The sequence below is a fragment of the Metabacillus niabensis genome (assembly GCF_020524345.1).
In the GTDB taxonomy this organism is placed as follows: domain Bacteria; phylum Bacillota; class Bacilli; order Bacillales; family Bacillaceae; genus Metabacillus; species Metabacillus niabensis_B.
This window is the reverse complement of record NZ_JAIVLH010000020.1, coordinates 1-14,614: the sequence shown is the minus strand read 5'-3', so window position 1 is coordinate 14,614 and position 14,614 is coordinate 1. Positions and strand designations below refer to the sequence as shown.

Below are 14,614 nucleotides of genomic sequence, written 5' to 3'. Positions count from 1 at the left end.
GAACAAAAGGAATGATAAAATTGACTAAAAAAACAAATTTTCTAATTTTCATTTTGGCAATTAGTTGCGGTTCACTTGCTACTAATATTTATTATGCTCAACCAATTGTACAATTCATTGCAAAAGATCTAAACATCCCTTCTGATTTATCTGGATTGCTCCCTACTTTAACCCAAATTGGGTATGGATTGGGATTATTTTTTATCGTACCAATGGCTGACTTATTTAGAAGTAAGAAAATAATTGCTATTCTGATCGGGCTTTCTATTATTTCATTAATTGGTACTCTTATTTCAACAAATGGAATTGTCTTTTTACTATTAACAACCATAATTGGCATTGGGGCCTGTGCGGCTCAAATATTAGTTCCACTAACAATGAGGATTGTGCCTGTTGAAGAGACAGGTAAATATGTAGGTAAAGTGATGAGTGGTTTATTGATTGGAATTATGATTGCTCGCCCATTATCTATCGGAATAACTGACTGTTTCGGCTGGAGAATGGTATTTCTATTTTCATTAATAACGCTAGTTGCCGTATTACTGTTAATTATGAAATTTTTGCCTAACTATGAAGTTGGATCAAATAGTAACATGTCATATTCAAATCTAATTGCTTCTATGGTGAAGGTACTAATAAATACTTCTCCTTTACAACAAAGAGCTTTTTATCACGCATGTTTATTTGCAACATTTAGTCTTTATTGGACAGTACTCCCAATTTTACTAAGGTCTGAACCATTACATTTTTCAAATAATGAAATTGCATTAATTGGATTTGTTGCAATAGCTGGAGCTTTATTAACTCCTACTATTGGCAAAATAGCAGATAAAGGTTATATTTTTTCAATGACTAATGTATCAATGGCGCTCGTACTATTATCTATTGTGCTTTTATTTTTTGTTCACGATCATTCACTATTGAGTGTAATATTAATCCTTATCTCCGGAATTAGCATCGATATTGGGGTATCAGGAAATTTATTATTAGGTCAAAAAGTTATCTTTGGTTTGAATCCCGAGATAAGAAACAGACTTAATGGATTATATATGACTATTTTCTTTTTGGGAGGAGCCTTTGGTTCTTGGATCGGAAGTTACTCATACTATAAATTTAATAGTGAAGTAACATTACTCATTGGAACAGCTTTGCCTTTAATCGCCTTATTAGTTCATTTAATAAAAAATAAGACAAAAAATTTATCAAAAACCACTAAAAGTAAATACATGTTATAAATATAAATGTACCCCAAAGGTTAGAGTGAAAATCTAATTTTTCGGGTGCATACATTAGTATTATCTTCTACATCAAGAGCAAATTAATCACTATTATCGCTTATCTTTATTCGATTTTGCTATGCCAAAAATAAGATTATAGCCAATACACCACATACATCTCTCCAATGCCTTATTATTAGCGGAGTTATTGGAAATGAACAAAGCTACAAAAAAACAACCTCCCACTTACCCTTTGTTACGGGGGAGGTAGGAGGTTATGTTCCAAGTACTCGTTTAATCTACGACGTTCATATTCATTTCAGCGCAATCCCTATAAGTATATTAATGGTTTGGGAACATGGATGTTTTTATCTTTATCTGTGCTCGTTTCTTTTTCATCCATTACATGAGAAGTACATGTTTTTGGGAAATCGAAGGGAATAAACTGATTGTAATCGTCAGGAAAAATATCTGCATTTAGGAAATTGTTAGATGGATGATCCATGGGTTTCTGATCACTATCACGTTGTGTTTTTAAGTGATTTACTATAACTGTCCCAATAAACCTCCCTAATTTCAGTCCTTCATCGTTATCTGCTGGAAAATGAACTCCTGCATACAAACGACTAAGAGCATTGTCATTTGCTATTTTCCGAAGCTTTTTTGCTTCCTTTGGAAAGAAGTAGCTTAGCACGACTTCTGCACATCCTGACATAGTGGCATGACCGGATGGATAAGTTGGAAAACGAGGTGTGCATAATAATGTTCTCATTTTTGGGTCATATTGATTTGGCCTTGCTACATCCCATCGATATTTTAAATTCCACACTATGATCATTGTGTCATTAACAGCACCCTGTACAGCAGCTAATATCCTTGCTGCATCTGTTGGACCAACACCATACGTATCAATTAAGCGATCGATTACTGGAGTCCACTGTTTGGTAGGGACACCTGTTCCATAATATATCCCAATCTCTTTTTGATTAGGGGTAAGTTTTTTTAGCGTATTTTGAACAATAAGTAACTCTCTATTGAAGTCAATCAGGTTGGGATGTGTGATAGGAAGTTTCATTTTCCTTCCGTTAGGGGTAAGAAAGTTTCCGTTCCTGTCTCTTTGCAAATAAACCAGAGGCCATGAGCCTGCCAAAGGGGTAACCGGATTAGTAGGTTGTTTCGCTTCTCCCGCATATGGCACCTCAGACCATCGTAAATATGTTGTGTTCATAACTAAATTACCTCACATTCTTAATTTCTAAATACTTCATAGTATGAGAGAAATTAAGAAAAGTATAGGCAAATAGGCACTAGGCTTGTAACTTAATCATTTCGCTTTCTTATTCCATGTTTAACTCTATAATATTATATAAGTCTTTATTGTCACTTAATTTAATGATGACCTTCATGCCCATTACTCTGTGGTTTTGTATGACTTTCTAAAAATTCCACATCATTCTCTGTTAACTTTCCAACGACAAATTGCTTTTGCGGCATGATGATGGAACCATCGTTACTTGCATGAACTTGGACAAAATAAAGACCTTCTTCATTAAAGTCTTTCCTTACACTGTATATCCCATTTTTCTCTTTCTTAGCTTGCTCCATTTCATAATGAACAGTACCTTCTTGATTCCAAATTTCAAAATGGACATAATCCGCATCTTCCACCGGCTCTCCTGATTGTGTAAGCTTTACTTTTATCGTCTCTTGTTGATTGTCTGTAAATGTTTCCGGTATATAAATGTCCAGATTAATAGGGTTTTCTTGTTTATATAATGTTACGACCTCCTGTTCATTTGAACATGCCGTTAAGATCATGACAAACAAAGCTGCGATTGAATAGCTAAATCTTTTTCTCATTCTACCTCTCCCCCTTCCCTTAAGCATGAAAGAACTGCTTTAATTTTGGGATTCTTTGAATGAAAAGCCAATCAATAAGCCAAACAACAATGATCGACACCCCGACCAACGGGAAAATAATACCTAATATAATTACTAGAATCAGAAATCCTTTTACTTTCCTTGCGCTAGGTGCTTTTGGCGCACTAAGATCATGTTTCTTTTTTCGAATTAGCCACAAATAATAGCCGCTAAATGCCACAAAGATAATTCCCCAGCAAATGATAAGACTAATGAATTGATTGAACCAGCCAAACTGTGTTCCTTTATGAAGGGTAACCCCCAAAGCTACTACTTTACCAATGAGTCCATAGTTCTCGAACCGATAATCGGTTAAAACTGCACCCGTATACTGATCCACATGCATCGTTAACTCATCCTGTGCTTTTGGAGGATAAGCTGATAATGTATAAACTCCTGTCGGGTCACTTGGCATATAGATCGTATAACTTGGATGAATTCCTTCACGTTCTGCTACTGTAACCACTTCATCAATCGGTATTGGAATAAATCCCTCTACTTCTGAAGAGGGGATTTCCAGGTTTTCAGCTGCCCATGGTACGTCTGCAATATCCTTTGTTTGGATCGTTGCAGTCGGAGCACTTCCGAAATAAATGGAAGGTGGGTATCCTACACCTGTTTGTGTGGCGAAGTTTTGGAAATGACCTCCCCAGAATCCTGACCAAGGCAGGCCTGTCATGATTAAGAACAACATACCAGCTGCAATCCAGAAACCGGGCACTGCATGCAGGTCCCTCACGAGGATCTTTTTGCCCTTTTTAAATCGGGGAATAAGGACTCCTGAAACCGTGAATTTTTTCTTAGGCATCCACAAATAAAAACCAGTAATGACAAGGATAACAGCCCAACATGCAACTAACTCAACGATTCGGTCACCAACTGTACCTGCCATTAATTCACCATGGAATTCTTCTATTTTATCCATGATTCGATCTTCGTTGTTCAATTCTCCAATAATGTTTCCTGTATAAGGGTCACTAAAAATGGTAAGAGATTCATCATGATTCATAATGCCGACTTCACTCGAACGATTATCTGACTCTCCAGGTCGAAATGTCGTTACAACTGCATCAGGATAGTGTTTTTTCACTTCCTCAATCTGAGTAGTTGGAGAAATTCGCTCATCCTGCGGGGTTACCTCATAAAGGTCTTTATAGAGAAAATTCTCAATCTGCGGCTTATATAAATAAATCGAACCCGTAACTGCAAGAATAATAAGAAATGGGGCAATGAGCAGCCCGGCATAAAAATGCCATCTCCACACCGTCTTATACAGAGAAGGCCGTGTTTGCTTATCTGTTTTCATCACTTCTGTAACTCCTCTTCCATTATTTTTCGTTAACTATCATAATAAAAGAAAAATGTGTGGGAATTGTGAAGAAAACTAGTTTCTAAAACAGTAGACTCTTTTAAAACTCACAAAAACTTCACAACTTAAAAGTAAAATGATATGTATGATAGATAATCATAGTGTAAATAAGTGAGGGACATCACATGAGTGTAACCATAATGATTATTGAAGATGAAGTCCAAATGAGACAACTGGTCAAAACCTTTCTACTAAAAGAAGGATACTCGGTATTAGAAGCCTCAAATGGCATTGATGCACTTTCCAAAATCAAACACAATATACCTGAGCTTCTACTAGTTGATGTCATGATGCCCTATATGGACGGGTTTACATTTGCAAATGAAGTGAAAAAAACCCATGACATCCCACTAATCTTTTTAACCGCAAAAGGAGAAGAATGGGATAAAATCCATGGGTTAAAACTAGGCGGTGATGATTATATTGTGAAGCCGTTCCATCCCGGTGAATTATTAGCACGGATCGAATCGGTTTTAAGAAGGGCAAAAGTGGCCACTACACCCTCTTCCAGAAAAGCAATCGGCCCGCTTACATTTGATGTAGAATCACACTCTGCCACGATAAATGGGCAACCCCTTTCTTTAACATTAAAGGAATATGAGCTATTGCTTCTACTTGCGACAAATAACGGAAAAGTTTTTTCGAGAGAACAGCTATTACAATCCATTTGGGGTTATTCTTATACTGGCAGTGAACGAACAGTTGATACACATATTAAGACACTGCGTTTGAAACTTAAGCAGCACGGGACTCTTATTCAGACTGTTTGGGGAAAAGGCTATAAAGTGAGACTTCCATAAGTGGGGGTTTTCTTCATCCCCCACTTGTGGTTAGCGAAACTTATCGGATCTTTACGGGCAGTTATCTCTAATTTATGCTTGTCTCATATCCTTCTTTAATAGTTATACTGCCCGTTAAGATGGGACAAAGTAGAGGTGTAAAGGTGAGAACTTTATCTTTAAGTCAAAAAGTATTTTTGCTAATTTTAGTTAGTATTGCGAGCACCATTTTGTTTTCATTTTTCTTTTTACATTTTTTATATAAAGATTTATACCTGGACAGCATTCGTGAATCTGTTATTTACCAAGGAGAAAACACTGCCTCTCATTATCATTACGGCTCTTTAAACGAGGAAATTATCGAAAAGATCCATTGGTTTAATATTGTATCAGAATATGAAGTATTAGTTGTTGATACATTTGATGAGCTTCAGGAGTATTTTCCTTATCAAATTGGTAATGAGTCGTTAATAAATTCTGAGGATAAAGAAACATTATCTCAAGGAAATTATATTTTAAAAGAAGGCTATGTAAAAGAATTTGACCGGAATATCGTTGGTGCCATGTTTCCTATTCAAAACGAAACAGAACTAATTGGAATTGTCTATATTTATGTCCCGTTAGCCGCGATGCAGGAGGTATTTGAAGGCAGTCTTCCTATTCTCATTTTAGCAGGAACAATCTTTTTCATTCTATTGTTAGTGATCGTCAACAGAATCAGGCAATCTCTCTTCAAGCCGTTAACAGATATGCAGGCATTATCTAAAGAGGTGGCAGAAGGAAATTACTCAAGCAGGCTTCCATTAACAAGTTCTGATGAAGTTGGACAACTAGCCGATGCATTCAATCTTATGAGTTCATCACTGGAAGAGCAGGAAAAAAGAAAAAAGGAGTTTCTTTCAAATGTTGTCCATGAACTAAGGACACCTCTCACCTATATTGCCGGCTATACTCAAGCACTTAAGCAGCATTTATATTCTTCTAAGGAAGAAGCAGACAGCTATTTAACTACTATCGAAAAAGAAACAGATCGACTGAACAAAATTGTTCACGACCTTATTGAACTTAATCATTTAGAAGAAAATTTATATGTGATAGAACAAGAACCTATTGCCATGGCACAACTGCTGTATGATACGGTTGATCTCTTTAAAATTCGCTTTGCCCAAAAAGAGATCCAACACTCAATGAAAGTTGAAGAGGATGTGATCATCATTGGCGATATTAAACGGATGGAACAGGTATTGTATAACGTGATGGATAATGCGATTAAATATTCACCTTTACATAGTGAAGTGTTGATCGATTTAGGGACAGATCATGATATGATGATCCTCACTGTTACCAATATGGGGCATGTGATTGACAAGGTTGATATTCAAAGAATCGGGGAGCGTTTCTACCGCACGGATAAAGCAAGAAATCGTTCAACAGGCGGAACAGGCCTAGGTCTCTCAATCGTCAAGCAAATCGTCACCTTACATAACGGCACCTTTTCGATCACAAGTGACAATCAAAACGGTACAGTTGTGACCGTCCAAATTCCATTATTATCTGAGGAGAACTCATCATGAAAAAAGTTTCCCTTTTCGTCATCATATGCTGTATGTTTTTATCGGCATGCAGCGCGAAAGACGAGCCATCTTTTCAAATGAAATCTTTTGCATATACAGATCAAAATGGACAACCCTTCGGATCCGAAAACCTAAAAGATAAGGTTTGGATCGCGAACTTTATTTTTACAAGTTGTGAAACGGTTTGTCCACCAATGACTGCAAGCATGTCTGCCCTTCAAAAAGAACTAAAAAAACAAAACATTGACGTTGAACTTGTTTCCTTCAGTGTTGATCCAACGATTGATACTCCGGATGTATTAAATACTTTTATGGAGAAATTCACAGGAGATTCATCAAACTGGCATATGCTGACAGACTACAGTCAAAAGGAAATTGAGGAATTTGCAAGAGAAGAATTTCAAACTCTTGTTCAAAAGCCGTCATCATCTGACCAGGTGATTCATTCAACTAGCTTTTATTTAGTCGATAAAAATGGAAAAGTTGTGAGCAACTTTGGGTTTCAGCAGAGTCATTTTGATGAGGTGATTGCGGAAGTAAAGAAACTACTGAAGTCATAATTGAATGTTTTCATTTAGCATACTAAGGAGTAAACCCTAATTCGATTAAAAATATCTGGACAAAAATTTGCTATCTACTAACCAACTTCATTTAGTAAAGAATTCTAACAAACATTGAGATTTTAGGATCTATATCACAACAGTGAACAAGAATTAATTGTAGTAGTAAAGATGGAGGCAAAAACGTGAGATTTCTTAAGTGTTTCAATGCCTTTTTGTTTTCCATATGGACACAACCCCTAAGGTAGAAACATTTTAATGCTTAACTAAGTTGTGTCCAAAACCATACTAGCTTTATTCGGCACCTACATTTATATTCGAAATAGGAACAATATAGCCAAGGACGAGATATGTTGATAAATAATATTTTTTGTGATCTTAAGAAATAGAACCATACAAACAAAAAACTAATCATCATCCTCAGTATAAGTGTGTTTGCTATTAATTAGTGTCTGTAAATCCGCCCTAAAAAATATATCTTTCAATTCCTCTATTTTAAATGGAATCACCGGAGACAGAAAGGGAACTCCAATTGATTTAAGACTTACCATATAAATAATTTGAATAGTTGCAGCAATGATCATTCCGCTAAACCCAAAAAAATGAGCAACTATCATAAAAAGAAATCTTAAAATATTTTCAGCCGCTAGCGTTCCTCTGTTAGCGAGTAAATAACTACAAATAGCTGTTATACCTACTATTATGAGGCTAACTGGATGAATTAATTTTGCCGTAACAGCTGTTTCGCCTACTACAATGGTTCCAATTAAGGAAAGCAAAATCACAGCACTTTTCGGAATCCGAAATGAAGAATCGAATAATATTCTTATGAAAAATAATAGAAACACCATTTCCCAAAAGGTTGGCATTAACTCATCTTTAGTTATTAAAGCCTTTGAAACATTGTTAGGTAACCCCTCTTTGTGAAAGTTTGCTATTGCAACATATACACCTGGTAAGTACACAGCTAAGATAAAGGCAATCATTCTTATGAGTCGATTTGTACTGTCGTTCTTACTAGATTGAAAAATGTTTTTGGTTTGCCTTCCAATGCATCTTCCACAACTTTTGAATTAAGTAAATATTTTATTTTAAGACCTTTTAACCTTTTTCGTACTTCCATTAAAATTCCTTTATCAACAGTACCTTCTATAAATAATATTGAAACAGCGGTTTTCGAAATTGTTCCAAATTCCATTGCCTCTACACATAAATCCGGCGTTTTTATTGAATTTCTTATTAAATTAATATTTGTTTTCATTTGCTCTGTTAGCCCAACAACCGGCCCCCTTGGTGACCGTTCTCCTAGTGATTCTTCCAGGCTTCTTTCCTTCCACTTTGCGGAGGGAATGATAATTCCTTTCTGATACCCATTAATCAAAATAACGGTATTTCCTTGTACGATAGCATCTATTAAGTCATTATATTGATTTGTGGTATTCACATCTGCCGCTTCAATAAATCTTTCGATCATTTCGTCAATAAGTGATTCATTCAACTCTACAGTCTTAAAAGGCTTTAATAAAGGTTTGACTACATATTCCTGTATGCGGTCTGTATCAATAATTCCGTCCAAATATACAACATTGATTTCGAAAGAACTTTTGATATCTGTTTTTATTTTTCTTGCGATAAGGTCAGAGGTATGATGAAATGTATTTTTTATATTGCTAATATTTTCTTGAAGGCAATCTTTCAATTCTTGCTTAACCATAAATTTCACCCTTAAAGTTTTTTTCTCTATTTTAGTTTGTGGAAATATCTAAAATTTCATCCATATTTGTGAAGATAAAAAGCACTATTCTTATTCAAGAACAGTGCTCGATTGCTTATAAACAAAGAAATTCATTTATTATTGTCTGGTATTACTTATTAAACTTGTATTGAAAACTAATCTTGATATACTTTTTGTGTTTCATATATAAATCCATGATAATTATAGTTTTGTTTTTTGTACATTTCTCTAGGGGCATCTTCTCCGTCGGCTACTAATATGACAATTTTCTCGGGAAATGATTCCATTACAAATCTTTGTTACCTGCTCCCTATTCCTTTGTTCTGATTATCAGTTTCTGCTGTCCCTCAAATAAGCTTCAGTATCTTGAAATTCAGTTAAAGATGGTAAAGTTTTTTTGATACGTCTAGACCTACAGATTTTATGGTATCCTTCATAATAACTAGCTCCTTCCGTAATGTAGCTCTAATTTGTTTTTTTTGTTTACTTACCAATAAACATTCTTACCAAATTAACCTACGAATTTACGAGTAAGGAGCTAGTTTCGTTCATGATAACTCGTCTTTCGCCTGCTTGGTCTCAGACTTTCCTCGACTCCCGCAGAAGTCGAGTATCTTCCGCTACATTCGACTATAGTGTTGAAACAATAGTATTAAACAACAATATCTGCGGATATAGCGGAAGAAAAATATCAAATTTAATATTCTTCATTCAGCCTCTGCATTCTAAATAGTTTAATAGTTAGATACATAAGAGGAATCAATGTTCTATTAAAAAGTCTATCATCATGTTATATGCATATTTTGAAGATTCACTATGATAGTTTGTAGAGTATGGATCACTAAAACCATGATAACCGTTAAATTTATATGTAGGTATCTTCTTTTCTTCTAGACTGCTTATCAATTTATCAACATCAAAAGATTGCTCTTCTTGAGGGAAAAATAGGATGGTAGGACAAAGTGGAACTACATCTAAAAAGTCTCTAATTCGTGATCCATAATAACCTACAACACCGCTAACAGATTCTTTATCACTACACAACCATGCAATAGTTGCTCCTACACTAAAACCCAAAATGAAGACTTTTTGATAGTTGCCTTTTACTTCTACTAATAATTTTGTCATGATCTCTGAAGCTTTAGAAAATCCAATGTTGCTTATAAAATTTCTATAAGCTTCATCCTCCTGTGAATAGTCAAAAGCTTCCTCTTGACCTAGCAAGTCAGGGCAAATAACATCGTATCCTGCTTTATAAAGTGATTTGCACACTTCCTCTATATGGATATTAATCCCATATATCTCATGAACAACGATAATAACAGCCTCTGAATTTTGATGTTTTAATCTCACGTTAAACCTCACATACTTTTTATTGATTATAACAAAAAAGCACATTCCTTTTTATGAAATGGAAATTGTTATTTTTATCATAAAATTAATAAGGTTATACTTGATAGCAAATAAGTTAGATAGTTTTGGAATATGCAAGTGAACGTCATGATAAAATGATGAAGGATAATTGTACTACTTTTTATCAATATTGGGGTGTAATGATTGGCGATTAACTGGGAATTTGAATTGAATATAATTGAGGTGGCGTGTACCATGCTTGCCTGGATGGTCCTTGCCTTTTGGTTTTGGCGTACATGCAAGGCACAACCTATCGAGGAACGGCCGGATCGTTGGAAAATAATGATTACTGTGTTGACTGGGCTTTTTTCTTTTTCTATTAACCTTCCTATGTTTGATGAGGTTCTTACCTTAGCTATTCTTCCTCTCGGGGTTTGGATTTTATATGGGATATTAAAGAGAAATGAGCGCTGGCAAGCGTATCGAAAATATGCTTGGATAGGCTTCCTTGGGAACTATATCTTTTTCGGAGCTGCGATACTGGCAATTGGATTATCAGGACTGTTTTATCCGAAAGATTCAATCGAGACATATCTTGCTGATATTTCCAACGTTGAGTTAATACCTATACATCCGTCAGGAAAAGAAGTTGACCTTAACATAACGAAACTGGAAGAATCTTTAGTTACTTTTGAACGTGAACATGGGAATGTTGTTCAGTGGTATGAAGAAATTAGAGAGCAAAAATGGCCGACCGAGGAGAACAAAGAGCCGGAGAAAGCTCAAGAAAAGTTTCCCTATCTGTTAACAGGTGTGAAAGCAAAAGCTGGGAAAAATGTTCAGGTATATGTAGAATTAGATGGAAAAGGGTTACTTGTTACATCGGAAGACCATCAATACTATTTTCGTTCTAACACGGCCTCCTTCCTGAAGGAAAGGGGAAGTGAAGAATGAAAAAGAAGATGCTAGCACTTCTTGTCATTATTGTTGGATTTGTTGCAGTAAGTACGTATATTATTTACAGATTGATCGTTCCTCAAGATTTTTATACAAAAGAAGAACTTTTAGAGAAAATTCCAATATCAACATCTGAAAAGGAGATTCAAGCTATTGTCCAACTAGATGACAAAACCTATTTTGTTCCTTTTTTATCCGAAGATGGTTCTTATGGTTCGAGTATTTGGATATGGAGAATTGGAAAATGGGAATGTGTAGGAGCGGATTCTGCTTCTGGTCCTCAAATTATAGCGAATAACGGGAGCTCCTATGTTTATTGGAATGTCCATCCTCAAGATGAGGTTCAAAAGTGGGATATCTATTTAACTTCTGAGAGAAATTATTCTGTAACCAATGGGAATGGTGCCGGTCAATTGGAGGTTTACTTTCCGAAAATACAAGTGAAACACTCGATAGAAGTTGGGAAAGAGAGCTACGGATATGTTGAGCTGCCATCGCAGTGGAAGGAAATGATTGGTTCATTTGACCTTAACCCGGCAGAAACAGGGCTCTTGCCATCTAGCCATTCCTTTCTATTTCAATGGCAGGCATATAACGGTAACCAAGAAGAGATAAACCTTGATCATACGTTTCGTAACGGTGGAGGCGGTACTTATACAGGAGATTATATTCAATACATGCAACAGTTGAATCCTGAAGAGTTAGAATAATTGGTACTCTCATTCAACGAAATTACAATACACCCATCCACAGCAACTACTCTTTGTGACCTGTTTATTAAGATAGAGAGTTTCACTCTTCATCTTGTAAACAGGTTAATTTTTATTCCATTCCATTAGATACTCCGGCATATCAGTCTGCTCATCTATCAGTTCATCTTTGATAACAAAGCCATTATTTAGATAAAAACGCAGTGCAGATGAGTTACTCTTATATACTTTTAATTCGATCACTTCTCTTTGATCTTGTATAAAGTGCAACAATTCTCTTCCAGCCCCATTTTTTTGAAAAGATACATCAACAAAAAGAGCTGCTAAATAGTTGTCCAGCATTGAAATAAAGCCTATAACCCTTGATTGGTGAATCTTCACATATGTCTCTGACATCGGAATATATTTTTCTTTCATCTCACTTATTTGTGATCTCCAGTAATTTGGCTCAATAAAACTGTGTGATTGTAATGAACCTTTATACCAAATATCGACCAAAGTATCAATATCTGTTTTTTTATATTTTCTTATCATAATAATCCCCTCTTTGTTTGCAATTGTCATCACCTATGTAAAAGCTTAAATATAAAACAGTAAAACTTAGAAGCTAAGAAACATGCCAAAACGACAGAAAAAATAGCGCCAATTAAAAGTGAGCTCTACCTCTTTTTTATTTATAAGGAGTTTGCTTAAACTTAAAAAAATCCACAATAGAGCGCAATTGTGTTGAAGATCATTATTGGATTACTGTTCCCTTTAGTAAACCTATTTTTTATTGGTAGTAAATACTCTTTTAGACAATAAATAAGCTAATGTTGCGGCAAATAATGACGCCAAAAATGGTATTATTGAAATTTCTCCAAACACCGCTTCTTGACTCACAATATTGTTCATTGAAGATAAATCAGGAGTATAAAGAGCTGTCTGGAGCAATCCTGTTAAAACTTCAAATACTATATATAACAGTACAAAACTTCCTATAAATACAATACTTTTTTTCAAAATTTCCACTCCCTTCTCCTTATTTACGAAACAATAAAGAGTAAGGTTTCACTTACTTTCTTCAAAAAAGGTCCTTGATTGTTTAGAATCTTTTCTTATATAAATATTCACTATTAGTCTTGTCTAATTAAGGCTGCCATATTTCCAACATATTTCCATCTGGATCATAAAATTTAAAATTAGATCCAAAAGGACTTTCCTGAATTTCTGTTAAGATATTTACTTCATATTCCTTGAAACGTTTATACATCACATGGATATGAGGCGTAATGAAACACGCTATAGGATGTTGATTACTACCTTCATCTTTAAACAATAAGGTTTCAACTTCTCTCTTTTCCGTTACTAGGAAAATTGCTGGTACCATTTGCCTTAAACTCGGACTAGAAAAATCCCCTTTATTATCTGGAAATCTTAAGATTGAACTTTCCATTCCAGGCTTAATAGGGTTATGGTTTGTAGGTTCACAGCCTAGACTTTTTTGGTACCATTTAATAGACTCGTATACATCTTTAACAGGGATGTAAATACAAGTTATACCTGTAATATCTTCTATTTTGTTATCATCACCTTTTTTCATTTACATCTTCACCCCTCCGTTCATTTTTCAGTTAAACTTTCCTGTTTCTTCATTAAATCTTCAATTAAGATTCCATTAATCTTTAACCCTGAAATATCACAATCAGTAATTTCCATATTAGATAAGTTGCAGTTTTTTATTTGCGCTTTCGTAAGATCACATTGATGAAAGCTTACCGGTTTGTATTCTCCATCTTCCTGATAATTACTATCGCCTTCCTCTGGTAGAACAACGTGATGAAATTCAGTTCCAAATAAATGGACATGATTAATAACAGCATGACTAAAATTAGCATGAGTAATTTTCGCTTGAGCTAGATTCGCATTAGAGATATCTACATGTTCCATATTGACATCATTAATAACCATACTATTCATGTTAACATTCATTGCTTTTGTGTTCGCTAAACTCACATTATCTATCTCCAGCTCTTGAGCATTCACTTCATACCACTTCGATCCGGAAATATCAGCTTTTTGTAAATCCACTTTTTGAACATTTAACGACATTGGACAACATCTCCTTTATTTGTATAAAAGTCTCAATCAATATCATATTTATTATTCTTTAATTAACAGAAATTCCCTTCTTATACAGACACTTTTATATCTAAGATACATTCACATACATTATTGTGGCAGAAATTAATAGGACATTCTGTAGTTTATGGAATATATAGATAAAAAGAGCTGGTACCAGCTCTCAGGCTGTCGAGAAACCTCGGCAGCCTATTATTTTCATCTGAATACTTTAACTTTTCACCGCGTTAATTTGGTATAATATAGATAACTAATTGGGAGGGTGATATTTATGTTCAATACAAGAGAAAACACACAAAATGAAGTTGAATTTATAGTA

The 14,614-nt window shown here is 34.9% G+C and carries 15 protein-coding genes and 1 pseudogene; 6 read left to right on the top strand and 10 right to left on the bottom strand.

The window, feature by feature from the left end; genetic code table 11:
* The first annotated feature begins 11 nt into the window (after positions 1 to 11).
* Positions 12 to 1,235, top strand: a complete 1,224-nt coding sequence (locus tag LC095_RS19855) for an MFS transporter (RefSeq protein ID WP_226529816.1) — start codon at positions 12 to 14, stop codon at positions 1,233 to 1,235.
* Positions 1,236 to 1,548: 313 nt separating this feature from the next.
* On the opposite strand, the gene LC095_RS19850 is transcribed toward LC095_RS19855, so the two are convergent.
* The 3 genes from LC095_RS19850 to LC095_RS19840 form a co-directional block, all read right to left on the bottom strand.
* The gene (locus LC095_RS19850; RefSeq protein WP_226529815.1) at positions 1,549 to 2,445 is read right to left on the bottom strand and encodes a vanadium-dependent haloperoxidase; all 897 of its coding nucleotides are present in this window, start codon (positions 2,443 to 2,445) and stop codon (positions 1,549 to 1,551) included.
* Between the two features lie 161 nt (positions 2,446 to 2,606).
* Positions 2,607 to 3,077 (bottom strand): FixH family protein, encoded by a 471-nt coding sequence (locus LC095_RS19845; RefSeq protein WP_226529814.1) that lies wholly within the window; start codon positions 3,075 to 3,077, stop codon positions 2,607 to 2,609.
* A gap of 19 nt (positions 3,078 to 3,096) precedes the next feature.
* Positions 3,097 to 4,443 carry a PepSY-associated TM helix domain-containing protein gene (locus tag LC095_RS19840; protein WP_226529813.1) on the bottom strand — a complete coding sequence of 449 codons (1,347 nt, stop codon included), beginning with the start codon at positions 4,441 to 4,443 and terminating at the stop codon, positions 3,097 to 3,099.
* A 188-nt stretch (positions 4,444 to 4,631) separates the two neighbouring features.
* Between LC095_RS19840 and LC095_RS19835 the strand changes: the two genes are divergently transcribed.
* From LC095_RS19835 to LC095_RS19825, 3 genes are all read left to right on the top strand, one after another.
* The gene (locus LC095_RS19835; protein WP_226529812.1) at positions 4,632 to 5,306 is read left to right on the top strand and encodes a response regulator transcription factor; all 675 of its coding nucleotides are present in this window, start codon (positions 4,632 to 4,634) and stop codon (positions 5,304 to 5,306) included.
* Between the two features lie 176 nt (positions 5,307 to 5,482).
* Complete coding sequence (locus tag LC095_RS19830; RefSeq protein ID WP_226529811.1) at positions 5,483 to 6,859, top strand: sensor histidine kinase; 1,377 nt, start codon at positions 5,483 to 5,485, stop codon at positions 6,857 to 6,859.
* On the top strand, positions 6,856 to 7,419 hold the full coding sequence (locus LC095_RS19825; protein WP_226529810.1) for an SCO family protein: 564 nt from the start codon (positions 6,856 to 6,858) through the stop codon (positions 7,417 to 7,419). The genes LC095_RS19830 and LC095_RS19825 overlap by 4 nt, the downstream gene beginning before the upstream one ends.
* A gap of 407 nt (positions 7,420 to 7,826) precedes the next feature.
* On the opposite strand, the pseudogene LC095_RS26935 reads toward LC095_RS19825, so the two are convergent.
* The 3 genes and pseudogenes from LC095_RS26935 to LC095_RS19810 all read right to left on the bottom strand — a co-directional run bounded on the left by LC095_RS26935 (position 7,827) and on the right by LC095_RS19810 (position 10,507).
* Positions 7,827 to 9,133 (bottom strand): annotated as a pseudogene (locus LC095_RS26935) (spore germination protein).
* A gap of 176 nt (positions 9,134 to 9,309) precedes the next feature.
* A complete protein-coding gene (locus LC095_RS26930; protein WP_264196134.1) occupies positions 9,310 to 9,441 on the bottom strand; it encodes a hypothetical protein in 132 nt (43 codons plus the stop codon).
* A gap of 472 nt (positions 9,442 to 9,913) precedes the next feature.
* Entirely contained in the window at positions 9,914 to 10,507 is a 594-nt protein-coding gene (locus LC095_RS19810; protein WP_226529807.1) for a dienelactone hydrolase family protein, read from the bottom strand.
* Between the two features lie 204 nt (positions 10,508 to 10,711).
* On the opposite strand from LC095_RS19810, the gene LC095_RS19805 reads away from it, so the two are divergent.
* Together LC095_RS19805 and LC095_RS19800 are read left to right on the top strand one after the other, a co-directional pair.
* On the top strand, positions 10,712 to 11,461 hold the full coding sequence (locus LC095_RS19805; RefSeq protein ID WP_226529806.1) for a hypothetical protein: 750 nt from the start codon (positions 10,712 to 10,714) through the stop codon (positions 11,459 to 11,461).
* Positions 11,458 to 12,174: a hypothetical protein gene (locus LC095_RS19800; protein ID WP_226529805.1), complete on the top strand. Its 717-nt coding sequence runs from the start codon at positions 11,458 to 11,460 to the stop codon at positions 12,172 to 12,174. Before LC095_RS19805 ends, LC095_RS19800 begins: the two co-directional genes overlap by 4 nt.
* A gap of 105 nt (positions 12,175 to 12,279) precedes the next feature.
* On the opposite strand, the gene LC095_RS19795 is transcribed toward LC095_RS19800, so the two are convergent.
* The 4 genes from LC095_RS19795 to LC095_RS19780 form a co-directional block, all read right to left on the bottom strand.
* Positions 12,280 to 12,708 carry an N-acetyltransferase gene (locus LC095_RS19795; protein WP_226529804.1) on the bottom strand — a complete coding sequence of 143 codons (429 nt, stop codon included), beginning with the start codon at positions 12,706 to 12,708 and terminating at the stop codon, positions 12,280 to 12,282.
* A 231-nt stretch (positions 12,709 to 12,939) separates the two neighbouring features.
* Positions 12,940 to 13,185: a hypothetical protein gene (locus LC095_RS19790; RefSeq protein ID WP_226529803.1), complete on the bottom strand. Its 246-nt coding sequence runs from the start codon at positions 13,183 to 13,185 to the stop codon at positions 12,940 to 12,942.
* Positions 13,186 to 13,303: 118 nt separating this feature from the next.
* Positions 13,304 to 13,756 (bottom strand): VOC family protein, encoded by a 453-nt coding sequence (locus LC095_RS19785; RefSeq protein WP_226529802.1) that lies wholly within the window; start codon positions 13,754 to 13,756, stop codon positions 13,304 to 13,306.
* Between the two features lie 20 nt (positions 13,757 to 13,776).
* Complete coding sequence (locus LC095_RS19780; protein WP_226529801.1) at positions 13,777 to 14,265, bottom strand: pentapeptide repeat-containing protein; 489 nt, start codon at positions 14,263 to 14,265, stop codon at positions 13,777 to 13,779.
* Positions 14,266 to 14,614 lie beyond the last annotated feature (349 nt).

Bases quoted from the DNA above. Each gene is read 5' to 3' on its own strand.
- LC095_RS19840 (WP_226529813.1), bottom strand. From the start codon at position 4,443: ATGAAAACAGATAAGCAAACACGGCCTTCTCTGTATAAGACGGTGTGG.
- LC095_RS19780 (WP_226529801.1), bottom strand. From the start codon at position 14,265: ATGTCGTTAAATGTTCAAAAAGTGGATTTACAAAAAGCTGATATTTCC.
- LC095_RS19845 (WP_226529814.1), bottom strand. From the start codon at position 3,077: ATGAGAAAAAGATTTAGCTATTCAATCGCAGCTTTGTTTGTCATGATC.
- LC095_RS19835 (WP_226529812.1), top strand. From the start codon at position 4,632: ATGAGTGTAACCATAATGATTATTGAAGATGAAGTCCAAATGAGACAA.
- LC095_RS19850 (WP_226529815.1), bottom strand. From the start codon at position 2,445: ATGAACACAACATATTTACGATGGTCTGAGGTGCCATATGCGGGAGAA.
- LC095_RS26930 (WP_264196134.1), bottom strand. From the start codon at position 9,441: ATGGAATCATTTCCCGAGAAAATTGTCATATTAGTAGCCGACGGAGAA.
- LC095_RS19825 (WP_226529810.1), top strand. From the start codon at position 6,856: ATGAAAAAAGTTTCCCTTTTCGTCATCATATGCTGTATGTTTTTATCG.
- LC095_RS19855 (WP_226529816.1), top strand. From the start codon at position 12: ATGATAAAATTGACTAAAAAAACAAATTTTCTAATTTTCATTTTGGCA.
- LC095_RS19800 (WP_226529805.1), top strand. From the start codon at position 11,458: ATGAAAAAGAAGATGCTAGCACTTCTTGTCATTATTGTTGGATTTGTT.
- LC095_RS19795 (WP_226529804.1), bottom strand. From the start codon at position 12,708: ATGATAAGAAAATATAAAAAAACAGATATTGATACTTTGGTCGATATT.
- LC095_RS19785 (WP_226529802.1), bottom strand. From the start codon at position 13,756: ATGAAAAAAGGTGATGATAACAAAATAGAAGATATTACAGGTATAACT.